17 protein-coding genes are annotated in these 22844 nt (G+C 37.7%); 12 read left to right on the top strand and 5 right to left on the bottom strand.

Features of this window, described 5'->3' with window-relative positions:
* The coding region (locus tag F6K54_RS12725; RefSeq protein ID WP_293078000.1) for a hypothetical protein at positions 1-336 on the bottom strand (336 nt) is incomplete at its 3' end.
* 747 nt (positions 337-1083) lie between these two features.
* Here F6K54_RS12725 and F6K54_RS12720 point away from each other — a divergent pair.
* The 4 genes from F6K54_RS12720 to F6K54_RS12705 all read left to right on the top strand — a co-directional run bounded on the left by F6K54_RS12720 (position 1084) and on the right by F6K54_RS12705 (position 5562).
* On the top strand, positions 1084-1812 hold the full coding sequence (locus tag F6K54_RS12720) for a Bax inhibitor-1 family protein (RefSeq protein ID WP_293077998.1): 729 nt from the start codon (positions 1084-1086) through the stop codon (positions 1810-1812).
* A 287-nt stretch (positions 1813-2099) separates the two neighbouring features.
* Positions 2100-3222, top strand: a protein-coding gene (gene prfB / locus F6K54_RS12715) for a peptide chain release factor 2 (RefSeq protein ID WP_293077996.1) whose coding sequence is annotated in 2 segments (ribosomal slippage) — positions 2100-2171 and positions 2173-3222 — 1122 coding nt in all. Because the reading frame shifts where the segments join, the coding sequence is not laid out codon by codon here.
* A 347-nt stretch (positions 3223-3569) separates the two neighbouring features.
* Positions 3570-4181 carry a hypothetical protein gene (locus F6K54_RS12710; protein ID WP_293077994.1) on the top strand — a complete coding sequence of 204 codons (612 nt, stop codon included), beginning with the start codon at positions 3570-3572 and terminating at the stop codon, positions 4179-4181.
* A gap of 232 nt (positions 4182-4413) precedes the next feature.
* Positions 4414-5562 (top strand): redoxin domain-containing protein, encoded by a 1149-nt coding sequence (locus F6K54_RS12705; RefSeq protein ID WP_293077992.1) that lies wholly within the window; start codon positions 4414-4416, stop codon positions 5560-5562.
* Positions 5563-6223: 661 nt separating this feature from the next.
* Here F6K54_RS12705 and F6K54_RS12700 read toward each other — a convergent pair.
* Positions 6224-7804 carry a Vps62-related protein gene (locus F6K54_RS12700; protein ID WP_293077990.1) on the bottom strand — a complete coding sequence of 527 codons (1581 nt, stop codon included), beginning with the start codon at positions 7802-7804 and terminating at the stop codon, positions 6224-6226.
* 655 nt (positions 7805-8459) lie between these two features.
* The gene (locus F6K54_RS12695) at positions 8460-9458 is read right to left on the bottom strand and encodes a hypothetical protein (protein ID WP_293077988.1); all 999 of its coding nucleotides are present in this window, start codon (positions 9456-9458) and stop codon (positions 8460-8462) included.
* 1017 nt (positions 9459-10475) lie between these two features.
* Between F6K54_RS12695 and F6K54_RS12690 the strand changes: the two genes are divergently transcribed.
* Positions 10476-11921, top strand: coding sequence for an AAA-like domain-containing protein (locus F6K54_RS12690; protein ID WP_293077986.1), 1446 nt, complete (start codon positions 10476-10478; stop codon positions 11919-11921).
* 343 nt (positions 11922-12264) lie between these two features.
* On the opposite strand, the gene F6K54_RS12685 is transcribed toward F6K54_RS12690, so the two are convergent.
* The gene (locus F6K54_RS12685) at positions 12265-12765 is read right to left on the bottom strand and encodes a helix-turn-helix domain-containing protein (protein WP_293077984.1); all 501 of its coding nucleotides are present in this window, start codon (positions 12763-12765) and stop codon (positions 12265-12267) included.
* A gap of 452 nt (positions 12766-13217) precedes the next feature.
* Here F6K54_RS12685 and F6K54_RS12680 point away from each other — a divergent pair, with 452 nt between their 5' ends.
* The 3 genes from F6K54_RS12680 (at position 13218) to F6K54_RS12670 (ending at position 14349) form a co-directional block, all read left to right on the top strand.
* The gene (locus tag F6K54_RS12680) at positions 13218-13586 is read left to right on the top strand and encodes a hypothetical protein (RefSeq protein WP_293077982.1); all 369 of its coding nucleotides are present in this window, start codon (positions 13218-13220) and stop codon (positions 13584-13586) included.
* Between the two features lie 93 nt (positions 13587-13679).
* Complete coding sequence (locus tag F6K54_RS12675; RefSeq protein WP_293077980.1) at positions 13680-13895, top strand: hypothetical protein; 216 nt, start codon at positions 13680-13682, stop codon at positions 13893-13895.
* A 232-nt stretch (positions 13896-14127) separates the two neighbouring features.
* Complete coding sequence (locus tag F6K54_RS12670) at positions 14128-14349, top strand: type II toxin-antitoxin system Phd/YefM family antitoxin (protein WP_293077978.1); 222 nt, start codon at positions 14128-14130, stop codon at positions 14347-14349.
* Between the two features lie 44 nt (positions 14350-14393).
* Here F6K54_RS12670 and F6K54_RS12665 read toward each other — a convergent pair whose 3' ends face one another.
* Positions 14394-14687 carry a hypothetical protein gene (locus F6K54_RS12665; protein ID WP_293077976.1) on the bottom strand — a complete coding sequence of 98 codons (294 nt, stop codon included), beginning with the start codon at positions 14685-14687 and terminating at the stop codon, positions 14394-14396.
* Between the two features lie 6 nt (positions 14688-14693).
* On the opposite strand from F6K54_RS12665, the gene pcrA reads away from it, so the two are divergent.
* The 4 genes from pcrA (at position 14694) to F6K54_RS12645 (ending at position 22712) form a co-directional block, all read left to right on the top strand.
* On the top strand, positions 14694-17039 hold the full coding sequence (gene pcrA, locus F6K54_RS12660; RefSeq protein WP_293077974.1) for a DNA helicase PcrA: 2346 nt from the start codon (positions 14694-14696) through the stop codon (positions 17037-17039).
* Between the two features lie 1304 nt (positions 17040-18343).
* Positions 18344-18949, top strand: coding sequence for a Crp/Fnr family transcriptional regulator (locus F6K54_RS12655; protein WP_293077973.1), 606 nt, complete (start codon positions 18344-18346; stop codon positions 18947-18949).
* Between the two features lie 479 nt (positions 18950-19428).
* Positions 19429-20334 (top strand): AraC family transcriptional regulator, encoded by a 906-nt coding sequence (locus F6K54_RS12650; protein ID WP_293077971.1) that lies wholly within the window; start codon positions 19429-19431, stop codon positions 20332-20334.
* 710 nt (positions 20335-21044) lie between these two features.
* On the top strand, positions 21045-22712 hold the full coding sequence (locus F6K54_RS12645) for a PP2C family protein-serine/threonine phosphatase (protein ID WP_293077969.1): 1668 nt from the start codon (positions 21045-21047) through the stop codon (positions 22710-22712).
* Positions 22713-22844: the final 132 nt, after the last annotated feature.

Here is a 22844-nt window from a genome sequence, read left to right as displayed (position 1 = left end):
TTTAACTGTACCTGTAACTGTTATACTACCACCAGAACCGAATGTATATACAGGAGGACCCTCAAGAATATTGCCTCCTGTTTCAAAATTCACTTTACAATCCATACACTCAAGTTCTGACACGAAAGTACCATCATGCTCTATGCCCGATATCGTATCGAACAATATGTCTGTACCAATGAGAGCGCCACCTTCACCATCATAAGAAAGTTGACCACCCATTATGGAAACATCATCAAATTCAATAATTAAAGCATTAGCAACACCAGCACCAGCGAAAGCAGTACCTAAAGCGAAAGGAAGAGCAGCGATGGAAGCAACGATTTGGTTTTTCATTTTTGAGACTCCTAATAAGTTAGTTATTTGTTGATTGAGTGATGATGAGGATAACACTTAGATTCTTAATATCTTGAATTACTGAAGTTGAAGATTAATACTTCTCAGTAGTGTTAGCAGTTTGTGAACCTCTCTTGCCCTCACAAATATAATCTAGCTAATCCTACTTAAGTGTGGCAACCCTTTTTGCGAGATTTTACTGAATCTTTACAAAACACTACTGCTAATTTCACCCTATTCAATGCTATTTAACCAGATATATTTACGGAATAAAAGTATTTTTTATCACATATACAACAGTATTAACAATTAGACAAATAGTCGTAAGTATATTTAATTAATTGATTTGACATACTTGATATGTATGAAAAATGAGAAAAAAAAGGTTTATACAGATTTCCAGCCCAATTCCAAGTAATTAGTCTACACAACTCAGTCAATGTAACTAAGTATTTTATAGTAAACTAAGTGAATTTTCCCAGAAGATAACAATTTCTGATGAAGTGTGTGTAATATCACTGGCAAAAATAGATTGAATGTGGTAACTGCAAAAACTCGATTAAAATGTCAATATATATATAAATAGAAGAAGTTAGCTAGAAGTAGAGGAGGCTTGGAATTGGCGACTGACAATACCAGGACACAGAATTAATTAGCGTACATCTTAAATTTAATTCTCACTCCTGACTCCTAGCTCCTGACTCCTTTGTTGATAAAAGTCCTTTTTTGTAATTAAGGAAAACTCTTATGGCTAATACCAGCAATTTTCGTCAAGCAATTCGTGAGGCCCAAAGTCAAAACCTAGTTGGCCCTAACGTGATTTCTAATGCTCTACCTTTTGTAGGTGGTGGCCTAATTCTCACAGCAGTAGGTACTTTTGGTGGCCTACAAGTGCTGCAGTCTAACCCCGGTCTATTTATGACCACATTCTGGGTAGCACTCATCGGCGAATTAGCATTATTTTTTATTGCCCGTGGAATTGCGGAGAAAGGTAATAATAATGTAGCTCTACCCTTATTAGCTACATATAGCTTATTATCCGGCTATACCCTGAGTGGTTTAGTATATGTGGCCTTAAAAACCCAAGGAGTAGGCATTGGGGGAGTAGGTTTTGCGGCCCTCGGTTGTGGTGTCACCTTTATTGCAGCTCGTCAAATAGGCTCAAATCTATCTGAAGAAGATGGCATGGCCTTGACTAAAACTGTCAGCTTGGGAGTAATGGCTCTCTTAGTAGCAGTTGTGGGCCAAGTTATTTTTAGCTTTTTCGGTGTTTATACTCCAAGCTGGTTAGAAATAGGTATTTCTGGCATAGGTGTATTTCTATTTGCTGGGGCTGCAGTAGTAGATTTTTACATCTTGCCTCGTACTTATCGCGACGATCAGTATATTCCCGCAGCTCTCTCAATGTACTTAACTTATATCAACCTATTCATTTTTATTCTGCGACTTTTGATAGCTATTAATAGTCGCGACTAATTTATACATCGGGGAATAGGGAATAGGGAACGGTAGGAAAAATATTTCCCTGTCTGAGGTTCATCATCTGCATAAGTCCTAAGCAACTCTTTCCCTTTCTATCAAAAAGGCGTTGCATAACTGCAGGATGATTTTAATAGTTTTGTATTCTTGTGGAATGGGCATCTTGCCCGTTCCCGTTCCCGTTCCCGTTCCCGTTCCCGTTCCTGATATCGTGAGATTTAGGAATTTCCCGTTATAATCTTTGATTTAACAACAGAAGATGTCAACGAAAGGAGGCGATCGCCATGGAAGTATTAGACATTAAACGAGAAATTGAAAACTTGTCCTCTCGTCTGGGAAAAACCCAGGACTATCTTTGACGTTCCGGCACTAGAAGCAAAAATCCAAGATTTAGAGCAAGTTGCAGCTCAACCGGAATTTTGGGATAACCAAACAACGGCACAAAATACTCTGCAAGAACTTAACGATCTCAAATCCCATCTACAGCAATATCAGCAATGGGAAAATAATCTAGAAGATACTAGAGCGATCTTTGAGTTATTGGAACTAGAGACAGATGAGTCTTTATTGGAAGAAGCTCAAGCAACTATCTCTGGTCTCAACCAAGAATTAGATCGGTGGGAACTAGAGCAATTATTATCTGGTCTCTATGACCAAAATGGTGCAGTTATTACTATTAATGCTGGCGCTGGAGGTACAGACGCTCAAGACTGGGCAGAAATGTTGCTGCGGATGTATACCCGGTGGGGAGAAAGCCATAACTATAAGGTACAGTTAGCAGAAATTTCTGAGGGAGATGAAGCAGGTATTAAGTCTGCAACTCTGGAAATTATCGGGCGCTATGCTTACGGTTATCTGAAAGCAGAAAAAGGTACTCACCGCTTAGTCAGAATTTCACCTTTTAATGCCAACGGCAAACGGCAAACCAGTTTTGCGGGAGTGGAAGTGATGCCTGTGCTAGATAATTCTGTAGAGTTAGATATTCCAGAAAAAGATTTGGAAATTACCACTTCTCGGTCTGGCGGCAAGGGAGGTCAAAACGTCAACAAAGTTGAAACAGCAGTGCGCATTGTTCATATTCCTACAGGTTTAGCTGTGCGTTGTACCCAAGAGCGCAGTCAGTTACAAAACAAGGAAAAAGCCTTAGCATTGCTCAAAGCTAGGTTACTGATAATTGCCAAAGAGCAACGCGCTCAGGAAATTGGTGAAATTCGGGGTGATATGGTAGAAGCAGCTTGGGGTAATCAAATTCGTAACTATGTATTCCATCCCTATCAGATGGTAAAAGATTTACGAACTCAGAAAGAAACTACTGCTATTACAGATGTGATGAATGGCGAACTAGACTCATTCATTGAAGCTTATCTGCGACAGGAAAATCAAATGGTTGAGAGTCAATCTGCATAATACTAGGAAGCGTTGCATAAATGCGGGATGATTTTAATAGTTTTGTGAGAGTGGAATGGGCATCTTGCCCGTTCCTGATATTTTCACTGTAGGCAGGGACAGACAGGATGCCTGCCCCCACTTACCACTTATATTCATCCCGCCTCTCAGCAATGCCATGTAGACTGTACACTTTATCAGGACTTACACAGGGACTCTACATATAGCAAGCAAGGGCGAATGCCATTCGCCCCTACTCCCTACCCCCTCTTTGACTGATAACTGATAACTGATAACTGATAACTGAAATGACCCAAAATATGTCAGAATAAAGATATTTTATCCAACCCTGACTATAATATGTCCTCATGTCAAAGGTCTACAGCACTACCGAGCTAATAGATATCCTGGCTGAAGAGCGCCAAGCTTGTCTGCAAGGCCAGCGTCTGAATTTGGCAGCAACTCCCCGCACAGGAAACCCAGTAGTTGACCATTTTCTCAAACCAGAAGCTTTCCAAAAGTTTACTGCATATCAAGATTTTAAAGCCGCTGTTCATCGCTATCAAACAGAATATTTGGTCTCTGGTATTGTGTGGCGACAGGTGACAGTTAATGATAAGACTATTAGTTTTCCTGTAGTGCATGAACAATTAATTGCTTTATTGAGCGATCTAGAAATTTTGCAGGCAGCAAAAGCTTCTGTGTTAAATTTCTGGAGTCAGGTGACAATGGGAATGGACTTATATTTAAGTGTAGGTAGTGGTAGAGACTTTCGTAAAATAGAAATACAAGAAGTAGAAGCGATCGCTCAACGTACAGAATGGGCAAATATGTTGAAGTGGGAAAAATCTAATTTTCTGGAGATGCTACTACAGTTAGGATGGGGAAAACCAGAGTTAGCAGCTTATCGTCGTGGCTGGCCTAATTCTGGAAGTGAATATATTCATGCTGTAAAACCAGGAAAGCAACCTATTTGTTAATATAGCTATCAGTGGTCAGCAGTAAACGTTATATAGTGGTTATGCTTCATTAATTGATAATTGATAATGGATAATTACCTCTGGGTAAAACCGTTACAGAATTGAATATAAGGAAATATTATTTATTTTTTTTCCCCTTAAAAGGGGAGGCTTTAAACCAGAATTATTTAATTATTAATTATTAATTATTAATTATTAATTATTAATTATTCGGTAACTGATAACTGAAAAAATGATTACATCGACAAAAACATTAAGTTTAGGAGACCCTGCTCCTCCTTTTATTTTACCAGACCAGTCAGGAGAATTATTCTATTTGAGAGATGAAGCTGGTAAGCCATCAATTCTAATTTTTTATGCCTCCGATGAAATTCCTGCTTGTCAAGAGATAGCTTGTGCATTTCGAGACTTAATATCTACTTTTAATAAATTTAATTTACAAGTTTATCTAATTAGCTCTGACTCACTAGAAGTTCATCAAAAATTTGCCAGAGAATATAATATTCCTTTTCCATTGCTGTCAGATTCTAAGAATAAAATCAGTCGTCAGTATGGTGTTTGTTTTCCTGGAGATAATGACCCGGAAACTATACAATATAGCCGGGTAGCTTTCTTACTCGATCCTAACCAAAGAATAGTTAAAATTTATCATCTTAAATATTTATCAAGTAGTGTTGAAGCAATATTAAAAGATATTAAAGATATACTGCCTAAAGAGGAACCTCGTCATATTCAGACCCAGGCTCCAGTACTGTTAATTCCTAATGTTTTTTCTCTAGAATATTGTAATTATTTGATTGATATTTGGCATACAAAAGGTAATGATGAATCAGGTTTTATGCGTAAAAAAGGCGATAAAACTGTGGGATATATTGACCACACTCATAAGATTAGAAAAGACCATTTTGTGAAAGATGAGGAAATTATTACCAGTTTAGATAAAATCATGATATCAAGGGTATTTCCGGAGATAAAAAAAGCTTTTAATTTTAATGTTACTAGACATGAAACCTATAGAATAGCTTGTTATGATGGCAGTCTTGGTGGTTTTTTTAATGCACACCGAGATAATACTACACCGGGTACAATACATCGAATATTTGCAATGACATTAAATTTGAATGTGGGTGAATATGAGGGAGGATTTTTAAGATTTCCAGAATACGGACCTCATTTTTATAAACCTGATACTGGTAGTGCGGTAATTTTTTCTTCTTCTTTAATGCACGAAGCTACTCCAGTGACATCTGGTTTAAGGTTTGCACTTTTGAATTTTTTCTATGGAGATAAAGAGTCAGAAGCGAGGGTTAATTATGAAAATAGAGCGCAGAATGATTATGATGCAGTGGTTAGAATTCAGAATTCAGAATTTAGAATTTAGAATTTATAGCAACCGCCAAGGCGTTTAGGACAATTAGTGCGAGCATCTTGCTCGCGTCATAAATCATCATAATTACCCGATGTCCTAACTATAGTGGCGACTGCTATAGAATTTAGAATTCAGAAGTAATTCCTGACGCTATTTTGAGAATTTATAAGACAGTTTTTTTCACAAATTATTGGTGAAATTATGGATTTATTTTCCATGACAAAAATAGCAGAACCAATTGCAGGATATTTGGCAAATGTTGCTGTTAAAAAAGGATTTCAATAGCGTAAGGCACCACCCCATCATGTTCTGGTAAGTTACGACGGATTATTAAATCAATGAGCAGCAAGTAATTGTAGCCGTAAATACGCTCCCTACTGGAGTAACACTCAGAAGGTAGAATTTGTAGGATATGTAAGCATTGCCTAACCCATCGGTTTTAGGGTATTACAGCACTTTTGAGGATAGTGAGGTACACTTACAGGAATTCTTATATTTCCTATTCCCTGTTCCCTAGAGCAATAAAACTTTGTACCTCATCAACTAGAAAACTGCTGTAAATAGTGATCGTGTGTTAAGATTCCCATTTTCAAACAAATACCCATAAATAAGGTGCGTTACATTTCATTAACGCACCCTACAAGAGCTTTCAGATTATCCAAAACTCACGTTATTACTTAAAGGTTTCCCATGAACCAATACGATCGCGGTTAGCTACGACCTCACCGCCGCCGCCACCTTCGGCACAAACATACTGTCCGTTAGCAGCTTGTAAGGCAAACTTACCGTCTTCTAGCGTAATCAGGTTAAAAGTTTCCCATGAACCAATACGATCGCGGTTAGCTACGACCTCACCGCCGCCGCCACCTTCGGCACAAACATACTGTCCATTGTCAGCACGTAGAGCAATCTTATTGTCTCCTAACTTGATCATGCCAAAAGTTTCCCATGGACCAATACGATCGCGGTTAGCTAAGAGTTCACGGCCGCCGCCATCTTCAGCACAAACATACTGCCCGTTATCAGCTTGTAAGGTAATGTTTGTAGTGATGGGGTTTATTTCTCCTTCACCATCAGTAAATTGGTCTTTTACAGTACTATTAGTTTGTATTTCCCAAGAGTTTCCTACTATTGAGCCATCAGACCTTCTCAAAGTAAATTTATGGGTTTTTGTCCACAAAGCTACAGCTGTGTAACCAGGAATATTATAAGTATCTGTGACTGTATCCTCTCTCATTTGAGTAAAAGAAGAACTTGATTCATACCCCAGTTGCAGACTCAAAGTGACTGATACCTTTGAACTGAAACCTACATTTGCGATACCCCCACCACTAGCTTCTGTAGTAATTGATATACCTGTAACAACACTAAATTTTTCACTGTCTGTTTTAGATACACCAACTTTTACGGAAACTTCTTTACTATCAGTCGCTTCAGAGTTGTTGAAGTAATGCCACTGACGGGTATAAAATTCTTCTCGATCAAGACGATAAAATGGAGAATTATTTACTCGCCATACTAAATCATGCAGATCGTCCTTAACCGAAAGGAAAGGAATCCAAACAGAGTTAGCTAGCTGTGGTTCGGTTGTTGGAGCTGGTTCTTGTGTGCTTTCTAAAGTTGGTTGTTTAAGATTTACCAGACGCTTTTCAAAAGGCAATTTAACTTTGAGGCAATAAAGTGATGGATTCGCATTTGGACGATTATGGGAAGCCACGCCATAGAAAGTACCTGCTGCTATATAAGCGTATTCCTCATAACCAGAAATCGAAGGAGAGTTAATCTCCCACGAACCAAAATCTGCATCTGCACCTGTTCCCTTATCTATCCATACTTGATCGCCAGGCTCACCTCGTACTACTAGGTCTTGACGAACACACATTACTTCATTAACACTAGGTTCATTATAATTTCTAGTAACAACTAATCCCAACGCTACGTAATTACTACTAGGTGGAATGGGTCTCCAAAAAGCTCCATCCATATCTGCACCAGACCCTTTATCTTTCCAGATTAATTCATAACCTTTAGGACGAGCCAATGCTCCACTTTTTAAGTCTTTGACAACAACTACCGCTCCAGCAGGGGAATTGTAATTACTTTGTCCATAGTAGCCAAGAGCATAGTAACCTTGCGGAACAATAGGCTTATAATAAGCTCCATCATATTTTCCACCACTTCCTTTGTCCCACCAAGCAAGTTCAAATTTATCAACAAACTTAATGGATAAGTCGCCACAATCTAATTCATTCATGATGTTTTGTCTTTCGTTTATTTAGCTACATTTTTGACTTTGGACGGGAAAAATTTGATTACCTGTCCTCCGTTAACTCAATAATGCGCAATTTCTCCCGTAAACACCACCAAAGTTTGCAACTTTAAGAAAAAAGTTAAGGATATAGTTTCAAAGTCATTCCCCATATCGATTTCAGGAATCGAAAACTTAAGAACTTCGCCACTATTGGGGAGAAATTTGCTTAACTTGGGAAAAACTCAAAAGTTATAAACTCTATGGTAGTGCATCAGTAAAGTGTGGGATAAGTAATCAAGTCATTCCAGCTCCAAGTGTCACGCCAGTAGTAGCGCGTCAAGCTGAAAATGATGTATTAAATTTTTTAGTATAATTCTTGCTATGACTAAGGTTTGGAGAATTTTCCTAAAACACTATTTCAAGCTTGACGCGCCACTACAAGAGCTATTATTTATATCATTAAGAGGGGAATTAGATGGTGCGTACATTTCATGACGCACCCGAAAAGAGCCAAGAGCGGCGTTTTGTGTCAGTCCAGTAGGGTGCGTTACGCTAACGCTAACGCACCGAAATATGATAGCATAGGTGGTCCGTTACATTACATCAACTCACCCGACAAGAGCGGCGTTCGCACTAAAAAGGAGAGTTATGTTAGGTATTACATAACTGTCAAAGATTTGTCAGTTAGAGTCCACTTTTCACCTTTTAGTCCTGAGTCTAGATCCTCTTGAGCACTTAATAATGCCTTGTTAACTGCCAACTCATATTGATCTATTCCAGCATTGGCTACCGATAAACTTGGTTGGGAGAATGTAACTTTCAGGGTGAAGCCTCCAGGAGCTGACACTTCGATTCTACTTGGCTTTAAATTACGATCAAACAAACTTAAGAACTTGTTTGTTAAGTATCCTACAGATACTACTGTTAATGCGGTAGTGAACGTTGTCGTCACAGTGATCAGATCAACTTCTTCAAAAAATTCATTAGTATCCGCCAAGTTTGGCTCTATCGTTTTTGCATTATCAGAGATAGGAGTCCAATCTGATAAATCATCATTGATGGTTGCTTCTCCAGAGAAGATTGTAGTGAGGTCAAACTCTACTGCAATAGTTGCGTATTCTGCTAATACTGCTTCCCCTTGCTCGTATTTTCCTAGCCATACCCTTACCTTCGTCACTGGTGTAGCATCAATCGCGCCGTTCTTTGTTACTCCTGTCGATGCAGACCAGATTGGCACCTGATGCTGTAAATTGTTCAGAGATTTTAATATCGGTACGTATTCCAGAGCATATCCCTCATCATTATGGAAATGAAAAGCAGTACCATTAGGCTCTTTGTTTGGATCTGTTATTAAATCGCCTGTTTTATCTAGATTGTACTCTCCTCCAGGTGTCATTTTAACATCATTGCCACTTCCGACTATTTTTGCCTTATTTTTGAATTCTTGTGTTGAAAAATTGGCATAGTAGTCATCTGTCCAAGTGATAGTGTCAGTGCCAGTCATTTCATTGGGTTTGAGAACGATCCAAGCTGTATTGTAGTCCGGATCACCTCCTCCTGATGAGACACCTTTAGCCAAGATAAAATTGTATCCTTTAGCTGCAGCTGCTTGTCTTGCTTCCGAACTACTACTGATTTTCAGTGTATAAGTTGCCATTTTTATTTTCCTTGAATAAGTGGAACGTTATTTATCAGGACTTACGCAAAGGCACTACATAAGGAATATTGCTCAGTTACGCTAGGGCTAACACACCCTACCAATAGCGTTCATGCGTAAGTCCTATTTATGTCTTTGGGTAAGTCATGTTTATATTATTTGGGTTTTCTCCCGTAAACACCACCAAAGTTTGCAACTTTAATAAAAAAGTTAAGGATATAGTTTCAAAGTCATTCCCCATATTGATTTCAGGAATCGAAAACTTAAGAGCTTCACCACCATTGGGGAGAAAATTGCTTAACTTTGGAAAAACTCAAAAGTTATAAACTCTATGGTAGTGCATCAGTAAAGTGTGGGATAAGTAATCAAGTCGTTCCAGTTCCAAGGAGCGATGTAGCTATGCTAGGTTTTGCAGCGCTTTTCAGATTGATGAACTACATTGTCATAACCAAAACCCTGTAGGGGCGAACGGCCGTTTGCTTCGCATAACTATCGTTAACGCCCCTACTGTGGTCTATCCACATGAAAACCGCTGCGATATGCATGAACATGACCATTATAAATCAAATTTGTATTTTTTTGCACGTCCATAACAGCAGCAGAATTTCTTGTGCCAATTCATGCACATTATCGCTATTCATGCAGAAATCAACTGATAATAAGAATATCTTAAGAAGACAAAAAAACAACACTCAACCAAGCCAAAAAACTCCCACATTTTCTTTATGCACAACCAATTCTACTTCAGGTTCGGCAACCTTAACATATCTTCAGACAATCTGAATTCCACTATTGTCGGGAATTTACAGTTGAGTCTGTACAATCTGAGTTCTGATATTATCCGGAATTTACGGTTGAGTATCTAATATCAAGGAATATAGAGAGTAACGGTGCATTGTAATTATTTCAGTAACAGTATAGCAGGGATTTGATCGCCCATCTAGTATCCCTATGCAAGACTAACATTTAGTTGAATCTTAAAAAACCTTTTATTTAACTTCTTTATTATTACATACAATGCTCAAGTCTAAACGGCAACGCGGTGTCAAACTAACAAATCAAGGCTTCAGGAAACTCACTCAAGCCAAAACCGATGCAGAAATTGACGAAAATAAGCGGTACACCCTTGAGTCTCTCAGTGAAAAAACAGGCTTAACCCCCAATACCCTCAGCAAAGTCTTGACTGGTTCAGTAGGAGTTGATAAGCGAACCTTAAAGTACTGCTTCCATACCTTTAATCTAACCTTGACAGAGGACGACTATCTCTACCTAAAGTCTAATCAAGATAATCTGGCTGAGATTAACTCAATACCTCCTGCCGAAACCTCCTCCTTCCTTGAACCAGACTACAATTCTCCTTTCGATGTGCTGCGCGATCGCCACAACACGCTCCAAACAAAAAAAATGGTTCAACCACAAGACGATCTGCAACCTCGACCCCCAACCGCACCGGGAGGACAGATGCCTCTAGATTCTGTCTTTTACATTGACCGTCCCATTATTGAATCCCTTTGTTACGAAAGCATTCAACAACCAGGTACACCACTAAACATCCGCGCTCCCAAGCAAATGGGCAAAACCTCCCTAATGAGTCGCATCATTGCTTATGCTAAATCCCTGGGGTATCAGACTGTTTCTCTGAACTTACAACTCACTGATGCTGAGATTTTACACAACCTAGAACGCTTCCTACAATGGTTCTGTGCTAGAATTAGCAAGGAATTAGAATTTCCCAACCAGATAGCGGACTTTTGGGATAATTCCCTGGGTAGCAAATCAACCGCCACTGACTATTTCAATGATATTATCTTAGCCAACCTAGATCGCCCTCTCGTAATAGCTATCGATGAACTCAATCAGCTTTTTGCCTACCCAGATATTGCTCGTGAATTTATCCAACTTCTGCGAACCTGGTCTGAGCAAGCAAAAGCAAGGGTAGCAGAAAGTAATTCTTGGCACAAGCTGCGACTGGTGACAGTTCATTCCACTGAAATTATGATACCACCCTCAATTAATCCCTCCCTGTTGAATACTGGGTTAGTCATGAATTTACCTGAATTTACCCCAGCTCAAGTGCAGGATCTAGCACAGCGCTACGAACAAGAGATAAACGAACAACAAATCGAGCAACTAATTACCTTTATTGGCGCACATCCCTATCGCTTGCAGTTGGCGTTTTATTACCTACAGCAACAGACAATAACCCTAGAAGAACTTTTAGAAAATTCTGAGAGGGCAACTGCTCTTTATGCAGAGCATTTACAACAACAATGGTGGAATCTGCAACGCTATGATGAATTATTGCCTATCTTTACTGAAATTGTGAACAACTCCAAACCCATAGAAATAAAAGTATTCCTTGGTTATAAGTTGCAAAACATGGGGTTGGTTCATTTGGAAGGCGATCGAGCGAGTCTATCTTGTGAGTTATTTCGTCCGTTTTTTATGGGAGTTTTGAATTGATTTAGGACTTACGCAGATACGCTATATATAGCGCTCAAAACTATTGGACAATAGTTAGTTATTGTAATCTATACATAGTGCCTTTGCATAAGTCCTGTTGATTGTTATTTGGACTGCGTTACATTTCATTAATACACTCTAAGTAGGTAGGTGAGAAAATTTACAACTACGTCATTGCGACTGGAACGGAGTGGAAGGAAGCAATCTCAAGGGTTAAGTTATTTTTCTAGGTAGTTTGGCTATAAAAAACTTATGAGGTAATTATTTTGTTAAATGAAATAAATCTGACAAAAATACTGTAAGTAGATTAGCCAGATTAAGTGTAGTTGAGTAGATAAATCAATTATTCCCAAAGGTCGGGAAATAATTCCTTTTCAGCAAATATATTATTTTCTGATGTATTCTCTGATTCCAGATTTTCATACTCATTAACTTGTTCGCTTTCCTGTTGGGATTTGCTATTCTTAGGAGATTTGGCCTTCTGGCGAATATTTTCTAGTTCCCTGGGGTGTTTCCATTTGCTGCCAGGATTAAGACGATAAATATTGGTGCGTCTAGTGGGGGATTTTTCCTTTCGCAAAATACCTGCCTCACACAGCACTTTGAGAACTTCCAGTACTTTTCTTTGACCCATACCACAAGACTCAGCCATTTTTTTCTGGCTTGCGTAACACCCATGTTTTGGCCCCTCTCTACGGGATACATGAGCCAATATTCTGAACTCATAAAGATTTAGACCATAATCATCTAGTGCACGACTAACAAATATTGCGTTCTTGTCATCTGGGTGAGGTTTCCAGTTTTCGTTGGATTTTTGATTTGGGTGTTTGGCGTTTTTGGGCATGACACAAGACTACTTCTTTTAGAATATTTTAATTACTGCGTATCAGGACATAGCAAATTTCATGTTTATTGAGTACATTATAATGGGCATAAATGCTTGTATAACAATAGTTTTAGGGTATAGTATTGTATTTAATTTCTCTGCAAAATGCTGTGTTAAGTAAATACTCTAAGGATATCAATTAATATACATCCAGAAACATGTATGCACAAAAACATATATATAATACGCATATGAAAGCATAGTATAAATCATAAAATACTTGCTATGCAAGGAATATAGTTGAGTAAAATCCTATTTTTTTTGAAAAAAATGTATTATAGTTGAGTAGATTCCCATTTCAAACCTTATGGTCACAGTTTGCTATTGCTTGGACAACTGCCAAACAAAAAAAATCCCAACTCGACCATAGGGGCGAATCGGGAAACTAAAAAATTAACGACATTTACATTATGGAATTAAATCGACAAAATCCTCAAACTCTAGGGGACAAAATCCGAGTGGCAAAAGAATTTGCTGATTCTTATGGGCCAGAATTGCTAGACCGTCTGCTCCAAGTTGTGGAAAATGACCACAAGATGCCAGACACTTCACAACCGCCTGTCAATGTTCAGACAAATGACATTTTGCAGGAAGTGGAAAAGGCAGGATTTCAGATTAACCACTGGTTGACAGAATTGATTTTGAACACCAATGCTGAAGTAGTGCGAGATGCTATAGCAGTCGTTGCAGCATCTCGTCGTCGGGGGACCCTACGCAACCCAGAAGGAATGCTAGTCCAAGCTATGCGAAATCAGTGGAGACCTAATATTTCGGCGTAAAAAATATCTGTTTATTTACCAAACCTTGCTAATACAAACCAGCAAGGTTTTTCTCAATAACTCAAGATTAATTTTGAACATAACTCAAACAAAATGCAGCAATTTCTAGACAGTAAAAAAATCTCAGAATTATTCAGCAGAATAGAATACCTAGAGGAAAAAGTTATCGCTCTACAAAATCGGTTAGTTAATGTTGAATATGATGTGGGGGTAACTAATAGCAACCTCAGAGATAAAGTGAAAGAATTAGAGTTTTTTCCAAATCCTTATTCTGATGAAGGAGAAGCAAATTGTAACTGCAACATTTAGGTTGTAGTTGGAAAATAAATAGTGCGAGCATCCTGCTCGCAAATATTCATATCGGAAGCTACAGTCAAAAATTCAGGTGAGCAAATACTATTTGATTTATTGCAAGTTTCTGCGATCAAATCTTTGCTCACCCTACGGACACTTAATTTGGCTTAATACCCAATTCCTGCAACTTGGCCTCAAGTTCTGCCAACTTCTGCTCCGCTTGTTCAGCACGTTTAGATACAAAGCTATGTCAAACAAAACATTTGACCTAAAACAACTACCAATCAGTATTACTGAATTACTCTATTCGATTCAAAATGAGCAAGAAATAGTCATTACTAATGATAATATTCCGGTTGCTAGATTGACTCTACTTAATCCAGTTGCTGAAACTAAATTGCCATTAGAAAAAACACCTCAACCTGGATTAAATTTAGGCTCTATGGTAATGAGTGATGATTTTGATTGACCTTTACCAGATGAATTTTGGTTGCAAAATCTATAAAATTACTGTTAGAAGTAGGTTGGGTTGAGGGACGTTAGCGCCAGCTTATCCGTTAGGATAAACCCAACACCAATAATACAAATACAAATTTCATAAAATATTACTACAGCGGTTTTATCTGCTGGTGGGAAGTTAGGAATTAATGCTGTAACAACCTCTTTTGAATTTGGTATAAAGCTTTGTTGGGTTTCACTTCGTTCTACCCAACCTACATTTCTTTTAACCTTTTCCTTCTGCCTTCTCCCCCCTTTCAAAGAGCCTTTCCTGATAATATGCAATATATCAACCGATATATATGACATCCAACTATGCAAACTACTGACTTTCTGAGTGAGCTAAATTTATCGCAACGCCAAGCAGTACAACATTTCTGCGGGCCGATGCTAGTTGTGGCGGGAGCTGGTTCTGGCAAAACTAGAGCGCTCACCTATCGCGTGGCCCATCTGATTCGCCATCATCGGGTACATCCAGAAAATATTCTGGCGGTGACATTTACCAATAAAGCTGCACGGGAAATGAAGGAGCGGATCGAAAAGCTATTTGCTGGGCAACAAGCAGAAGCAAAATATGGTAAACCATTATCAGCTTTAACACTGGAAGAACAGACTAAGTTGCGATCGCAAGTCTATAAAAGTATTACGAAACATTTATGGATGGGAACTTTTCATAGTCTTTGCGCTCGTATTCTACGTTTTGATATTAATAAATATCAGGATGAAAAAAAGCGTCGTTGGGATAAAAATTTTTCTATTTTTGATGAAAGTGATGCTCAAACTTTGATTAAGCAAATTGTTACTAAACAGCTTAATTTAGATGACAAAAGATTTGAACCACGTTCGGTGAGATATGCTATTGGTAATGCCAAAAATAAGGGAATGTCGCCTCTAGAATATCAAAAAGCAGAGCCAGATTATCGGGGGCGAGTAATTGCTGAAGTTTACGGTATTTATCAAGATAATTTAGCAGCTAATAATGCTCTTGATTTTGACGATTTAATCAGAATACCTGTAGAATTATTTCGGCAAAATGAGCAAGTATTGGCTTATTGGCATAAACATTTTAACCATATTTTAGTAGATGAATATCAAGATACTAATCGGACTCAATATAACTTTATTAGATTTTTAGCAACTAATGGTGAAGACCCTAAATATTTTAATAAATGGGAAAATCGTTCTGTTTTTGTGGTGGGAGATGTAGACCAATCAATTTATTCTTTCCGCATGGCAGATTATACAATTTTGCTAGATTTTCAACATGATTTTGGTGATGGTTTAGCGGATGAAGATACGCGGACAATGATTAAATTGGAGGAAAATTATCGGTCGCGGGAAAATATTCTGGAAGTGGCAAATAAGTTGATTGAAAATAATACTCAACGTATTGATAAAGTTCTCAAACCAACGAGAGGTTTAGGGGAAGAAATTTATTGTTATGAGGCAGAAAGTGAGTTAGAAGAAGCGGAATTTGTTTGTAGTAAAATTCAGGAAATTACAGACCAAAACCCAGAGTTAGATTTAGGAAGTTTTGCCGTACTTTATCGGACTAATTCTCAGTCACGCGCCCTGGAAGAAGCTTTGATTCATTACGATATTAAATATGTGATAATTGGCGGATTAAGATTTTATGACCGGAAGGAAATTAAGGATTCTTTGGCTTATTTACGGGTCATTGCTAATCCGGCTGATACTGTTAGTTTGCTCAGAATTATTAATACTCCGAGAAGAGGTATTGGCAAGGCAACTATTGATACTTTGGTAAATGCTTCTTTGGAGATGGGAATACCTTTGTGGGAAATTATTAATGATGAAACTTCTGTTAATACTTTGACAGGGCGTTCTGCAAAAGCTGTGAATAAATTTGCCGAGATAATTAAACATTGGCAAAATGAAGTAGAAAATCTGACGGCGGTTGAAATTGTTGAAGGAATTTTGGAGGATTCTAATTATATTAATGATTTGAAAAAACAGGGTACGGAAGAAGCAGATAATCGACTGGCAAATTTAGGGGAATTATGTAGTGCTGTTGCTCAGTTTCAAGAGGATAATGAGGATACAAGTTTAGGAGGTTTTTTGGCAAATGCTTCTCTAGCTTCTGATTTAGATAATCTAAAAGATGGGCAGCAAGCTGTATCGTTAATGACTTTACATTCGGCTAAAGGTTTGGAATTTCCGGTGGTTTTTATGGTTGGTTTGGAAGAGGGTTTATTACCTCATTTTCGCAGTAAAAATGACCCTTTGTCTTTGGAAGAGGAAAGGCGGCTTTGTTATGTAGGAATTACGAGGGCGCAGGAACAATTATTTATTTCTTATGCCACTGAAAGGCGACAGTTTTGGGGAGCGCGAGATGTAGCAGTTCCATCTCAATTTTTGGCTGAATTACCGGAAGATTTGATTAATACTAATGGGATGAAAAAGGTGATTTATCGTTCGCGCCGTCAAAGCAAAAATACTAAAAATACTAATGTTAAAAAATCGGCAAATAATCAAGGAGAAAATTGGAAAGTTGGGGATAAAGTGATGCACAAAAGTTTTGGAGTAGGACAGGTAACTAATGTTTTTGGTGAAGGAAAAAAACTGAGTTTAGGTATCAAATTTGGTAAGAGTAAAAAAATTATTGATCCTAAGACTGCACCGATGGAAAAGTTGGATTGAAGAAGGAGTCAGGAGTCAGGAGTCAGGAGAAGAAAGTATTGAAGAAGGAGTCAGAGCGTTGCATAAATGCGGGATGATTTTAATAGTTTTGTATGGTTTTGTATAGTTTTGTGGAATGGGCATCTTGCCCGTTCCTGATATTTTTCCTATTCTAGGGTTTGCGCTCAAAAGTATGAGTGGTAGGGGGTAGAATCGGTGAATCGGTGAATCGGTGAAGTCAGGAGGAATGGGAATTATAGAAGAAGTAGCCAGAAAAACCTTCCCTTAGTTTTCTTCCCCTATCTTGCTGGAAATCCTAGATTTTTGAACCATTACCACCTAAAAGCTAGCATTTTATTAGTACATAAATTAGCTAAAACACCTATCTGTAAAGAGTTTGAGTTTTATTCAGCAAGCCCTATTCTATTTCTAAATTCCCCGGTCTCACATCCAGATAATGATATTAAATCTGGTAACATCGTTGTTATTAAGTAGACATCTCCAAAAATAAAAAATAAAATCAATTATCGTACAGAAATCATCAGTTATTTCCTTCTATTCCCTATTCCCTATTCCCTCTTTTCTGGAGATGTCTAGTATTTAAAGATAAGAGTCTATATTATACCAATTGCCAAAAGTAATGCTATACTTAGATAACACTCCAGTTATTAAGTAATTAAACTATCCTAATAAACTTTTTGCTAACTTGAGTCAATTTAATATTAATTATCATTATTTTTACTTCTCCCCTACTCCCCCACTCCTCCACTCCCTCACTCCCCTACTCCCCCACTCCCCTACTCCCCCACTCCCCTACTCCCCTACTCCCCTACTCCCTCTTTGTGAGAAACAGATAAATTAATGATGAGAATTTGATTAATAGTATATAAATTGCTTCTAAACTGGCAATAATTAATAATTTATTTGAATGAAAGCTAATATACTTGACTGAGCGTTCTGTTATTGCTAGGGTAGTTATATAAACAAAAAATAACCATCAATTATCAATTTATAGAAGTTTGGATCGGATTGTCCACAACTGGAAAACACCCTGTTATGACATTCTTTAGATAAACTTCTAACGCTGAAATTTGTGTGATTTTCTTTGTGGTTTCTGGAATAATCGTTCCAGAAAAACTGATATAGCAATGTGCGCTGGCATATTTACAAATTGTAGGAATTGTACAATAGCTAAAAGTCTTATATTATTCCTACGGAATGCTTGGGCAAACAGATTTTTATTCCCCCTATTGCCTGTTGCCTGTTGCCTGTTGCCTGTTGCCTGCGCGCAGCGCTATAAATCTCACTTAACAGGAGAAGCAAAAGTGCCGACGAAGCTCTTAGATATAGATATCCTTCCTTCTTATTTACGTCAAACGATCGCCAAGCGAGAGTTGTCAGAAGAGCAAAAACTATTCTGGCAGGGAGACTCAGCTCAAGCAATCTTTATTGTCAAAACTGGGCGACTCAAAATAGTGCGCTACAAAAGTTGTGGAACAATAGTGAGGTTATGCACTGCTACAGCAGGAGATATTTTAGCCGAGACAACACTTTTTTCTAGCAGATATACCAATACAGCGATCGCAGAAACAGCCTCACAAGTAATGGTTTATCCGAAGAAACATTTTTTAGCAGCTTTGCATAGCTATCCCGACTTAGCTCAAGATTTCATGGCAATTTTAGTCAGAAAAAATCAATGCCTACAACACCATCTAGAATTACGGGATATCAAGACTGCCCACGAACGAGTACTTCAATATTTATCCCAGATAGCTAGACTTTCTAACCAGACATTTGTCAATTTAGATAGACCTCTCAAAGAAATAGCCGCTGAGTTAGGATTGACCCCAGAAACTCTATCCCGTGCCCTCAAACGCTTAGAAAGAGATGGTATGATTAGTCGCTCTCAGCGTGCGATCGCCATACATTAGAGTTGTTGGGAGTAGGGAAGTAAGGGAGTAGGGGAGTGGGGGAGTAGGGGAGTAGGGGAGTGGGGGAGTGGCTAACACGGATTATGGCACGGATACACGGATACGGAAGGGATGAGGTAGGGACGTTGCATGCAACGTCCGTACAGGGAGTGGGAGAGATTGAAGTAATTATAGAATTATCAACAGATATTATATAACCCGATTCTATATTACCGAATAATTAAGGTTTAAAGCCTCATAAAGGAGAAAAAAGCGGAAAATATTAGGAACGGGCAAGATGCCCATTCCACATTGCAATAGGGAGGCAAAATTATCAATCTTTTCGATCGCTATTTTCTCAGCCACCAATAAAGGAAAGGACGCGGACAGAACAAAAGCTTAAAACTCAGACAACGCCAAATTTTTTTCCTCCTTGCTTCTTTCTTCTTCCCTCTTCCTTCTTCCTTCTTCCTTCTACTAAAAAATCACAAGGAAAAAATATGATACTACAATCTAATGTAATTCCTCAATCATCAAAAATACCAAACCAACCAGAATCTAGCAAACTGTTGATATCAAGTAAACAGAATAATTGGCAAGGTATTCTGCTACAACGTCTATACTATTCCGCAGCAGAAAGTAAATTTTCCTTACCTGCAATACCAGAAGAACTACTAATAATTCATTTAGACTATCCTTGCCACATAGAGCGATCGCTAAAAGGAAAATATGACCGGGGGAAGATAGTACCCGGAGATATAACTGTTGTGCCAAGTGGAGAAGTTTCCCAATGGCATATTCAAGGAAACCCAGACTTGTTATACATATATTTAGCACCTTCGCTCATGGAAAAAGTTGCGACTGAAGTAGTAGAAGTAGACCCCCAGCGAATTGAACTCGTAGACAGATTTACTCTGTGCGATCCATTTATTCGCCAGGTTGGGTTGCTGCTACTAGGGGAACTAGAATCAGGAGGAGTAGCAGGTAGGTTATATTCAGAGTCATTAGCATATTCATTAACAGTTCACTTAGTCCGCGAATATTCCACTATGACTTTAGAAGTTAATAAATACCGAGGAGGATTATCAAAATATAGACTTCGCCAAGCAATTGAATATATTAATGAACATTTAGACCGAGATTTAAAACTAACTAGAATTGCTGCTGTAGTTGGTATGAGTCAGTATCATTTTTCCCGGTTATTCAAGCAGTCAATGGGTATTAGTCCTTATCAATATGTCATTCACCAAAGAGTAGAACTAGCTAAAAAATTATTGAAACAGCAAAATATCAGCATTACAGAAATTGCCTTTCAATGTGGTTTTTCTCATCAAAGCCACTTGACTAAAATATTTCATCAACTTACAGGTACTACTCCAAAACAATACAAAAATCGGTGCTGCTGAAGCGCGTGTATGATATTAATCTTAATTACTCAGGAGTCAGGAGTCAGGAGTCAACCCACCCCTCGCCCCTCCCCCTCCCAGGAGGGGAAGAAAGAAGAATAAAGAAGCAATAAGAAAGAATAAATAGGAGGAAAAGGAGATTTTTTTTGACCGCTAATTATCCAAACATGATATTATTTAAAGTAGATTTAATCGTGAATAAATCTGTCAAGTTTCAGAAATAAAAATTAATTGATTGATTTTAGGCATAAAATCACAATAATTGTTGAAAACAATATACAAATAGCATAATCTATAGTAAGTATTTTGATACCAAATTAATATAAAGTTGCATAGAATAATATTTTGATCGGGGTTGACTGTAGATCGAGATATACAAGTTAATAAATTTTATAATTCTGTGCCACTTCACATAAAATTGGTATAACACCTAAGACCTAAGACCTAAAACCTAAGACTTAATATCATGTCCGGTTGAATACTTACACTTTGGAGGAGGTAAGGCAGAAGGCAGCTATGCTGGAGGCAGAAGGAAAGAAGAGGTTAGAAGGGAAAAAGTTTTTTATCACTGATTATCCGGACATGATATAAGACCTAAGACCTAAAACCTAAAACCTAAGACCTAAAACCTAAGACCTAAGACCTAAAACCTAAGACCTAAAACCTAATATATGTTATCAAATCATTCAAATTATCAAACTGAAATTGAAATGAAAAAAAATCAACAAAATAGCAAACTATCTGGCATTCAAAAGTTAGCTAAGTCAATTAATGACCGACTAAAATCAAAATTGTCACGTCGCGTAGTATTATGTGTTTTTACTAGCATTATTGTTATTGAAGCCATTATTTTAATCCCTTCTGTCAAGAGAAGAGAAAAAGAACTTCTATCTCAAATTAAGCAAATGTCTTCTGGGAAAGTTGCTTGGATTTTGATTACCTATCCTAATGCTTCAAATACAGAACTTGTCAATCATTTATCAGAACTTAAGCAACATAATGCTTTAATTTTAGGAGGTACTGTTTATGATTCTAACAAACAAAAAGTAGGTACATTTGGTGAATCTCCAGAATTATCAATTTCTGAAGTAAACAATTCCAAAAAACTTTTCTTTTCTACCAATAGTAATGTTTCTCGTTATGATGACTTAATTTGGTCTGGAAAAGATATGAAAACAGACTATAGTATTATTATTCGCCACGATGCTTCTAATCTCAGACCAGAATTACTGGCTTATATTTCTCGAATTATTGGTTTAGTTATTATCATATCTCTGTTTTTGACAATTACAGTTTGGCTATGTTTAGAACCAATTGTAATTAATCCTATTCTACTATTAAGAAGCGATTTGAATAAAGCAGGGGAAGCAATATATAACGATCAAGAACCACCTGCATTTAGCTCAATTTCCCTCCACAGAAAAGATGAATTAGGAGAAGTAATTAATGCCTTTGAACTAATGTTTGTCAAAATTTCTCAAGCAATTAGCGAACGGAAAAAAGCCGAAGCAGCTTTACAGGAAAGTCTAGAAAAAGTTCAAGCTTATTCTCAAGCTCTTAATTATGAATTACAGCAAGGTCATCAGATGCAGAAGAATTTTTTGCCTGCTAAAATTTCGCAACAAAATGGTTGGGAAATTGCTAGTTTCTTTCAACCAGCGAGACAAGTTGCTGGTGATTTTTATGATGTATTTGAACTTTCTAATCATACAGTAGGATTAGTAATTGCTGATGTTTGTGATAAAGGAGTAGGGGCAGCATTATTTATGAGTTTGTTCCGCAGCTTAATTAGAGTTTTTTCTGGTCAAAATTATTTTGAAGAAATGAATGAGGATTTAGGAGGTGAAAAAGATAAGTTGTATTTAGATAGAGGTCTAGCTACTGAAGATTGCTATCATGCTCTGAAAGCTGTGTGTTTGACTAATAATTATATTGCGAAAAATCATGGTGAAGTGGGAATGTTTGCCACACTTTTCTTTGGAGTTTTAGACATAAATAATGGTAAAATTACTTATATTAATGGTGGTCATGAACCACTATTTATTATTGATGTCACAGGAGAAATCAAGGAGGAATTAAATTCTACAGGCCCAGCAGTTGGAATGTTAGCTGATATGAATTTTAAAATTGAACAAACTCACTTAGAAGTTGGTGAAATTTTATTAGGTTACACAGACGGAGTACCAGAAGCTCGTAATAGTAAAGGTGAATTTTTTACTAATGAAAAATTGCGGTTACTTGCGGAGAAAAAAGCAGCTTCGGCGGAAGGTTTACTCAAAGAAATATCTACCAGTGTTTTAAATCATACTGGTAGTGCCACACAATTTGATGATATTACTTTATTGGCTGTACAACGACAAGTTGGTGGTGGTGCATAGCAATGTGTGGGGAGATGGGGAGACGCGGGGAGGGGGAGACACGGAGACGCGGAGACGCGGAGAGAGGAAGACGCGCAGATAGATGGACGCGGGGTTTTCTTTAATGAATAGAGCGAGTAGATTGAATTAATT

Origin of the sequence: Okeania sp. SIO3B5 (genome assembly GCF_010692555.1) — a bacterium.
In the GTDB taxonomy this organism is placed as follows: Bacteria; Cyanobacteriota; Cyanobacteriia; order Cyanobacteriales; family Microcoleaceae; genus Okeania.
Note: the sequence above shows the minus strand (reverse complement) of the source record. Positions and strands in the feature narration are given on the sequence as shown.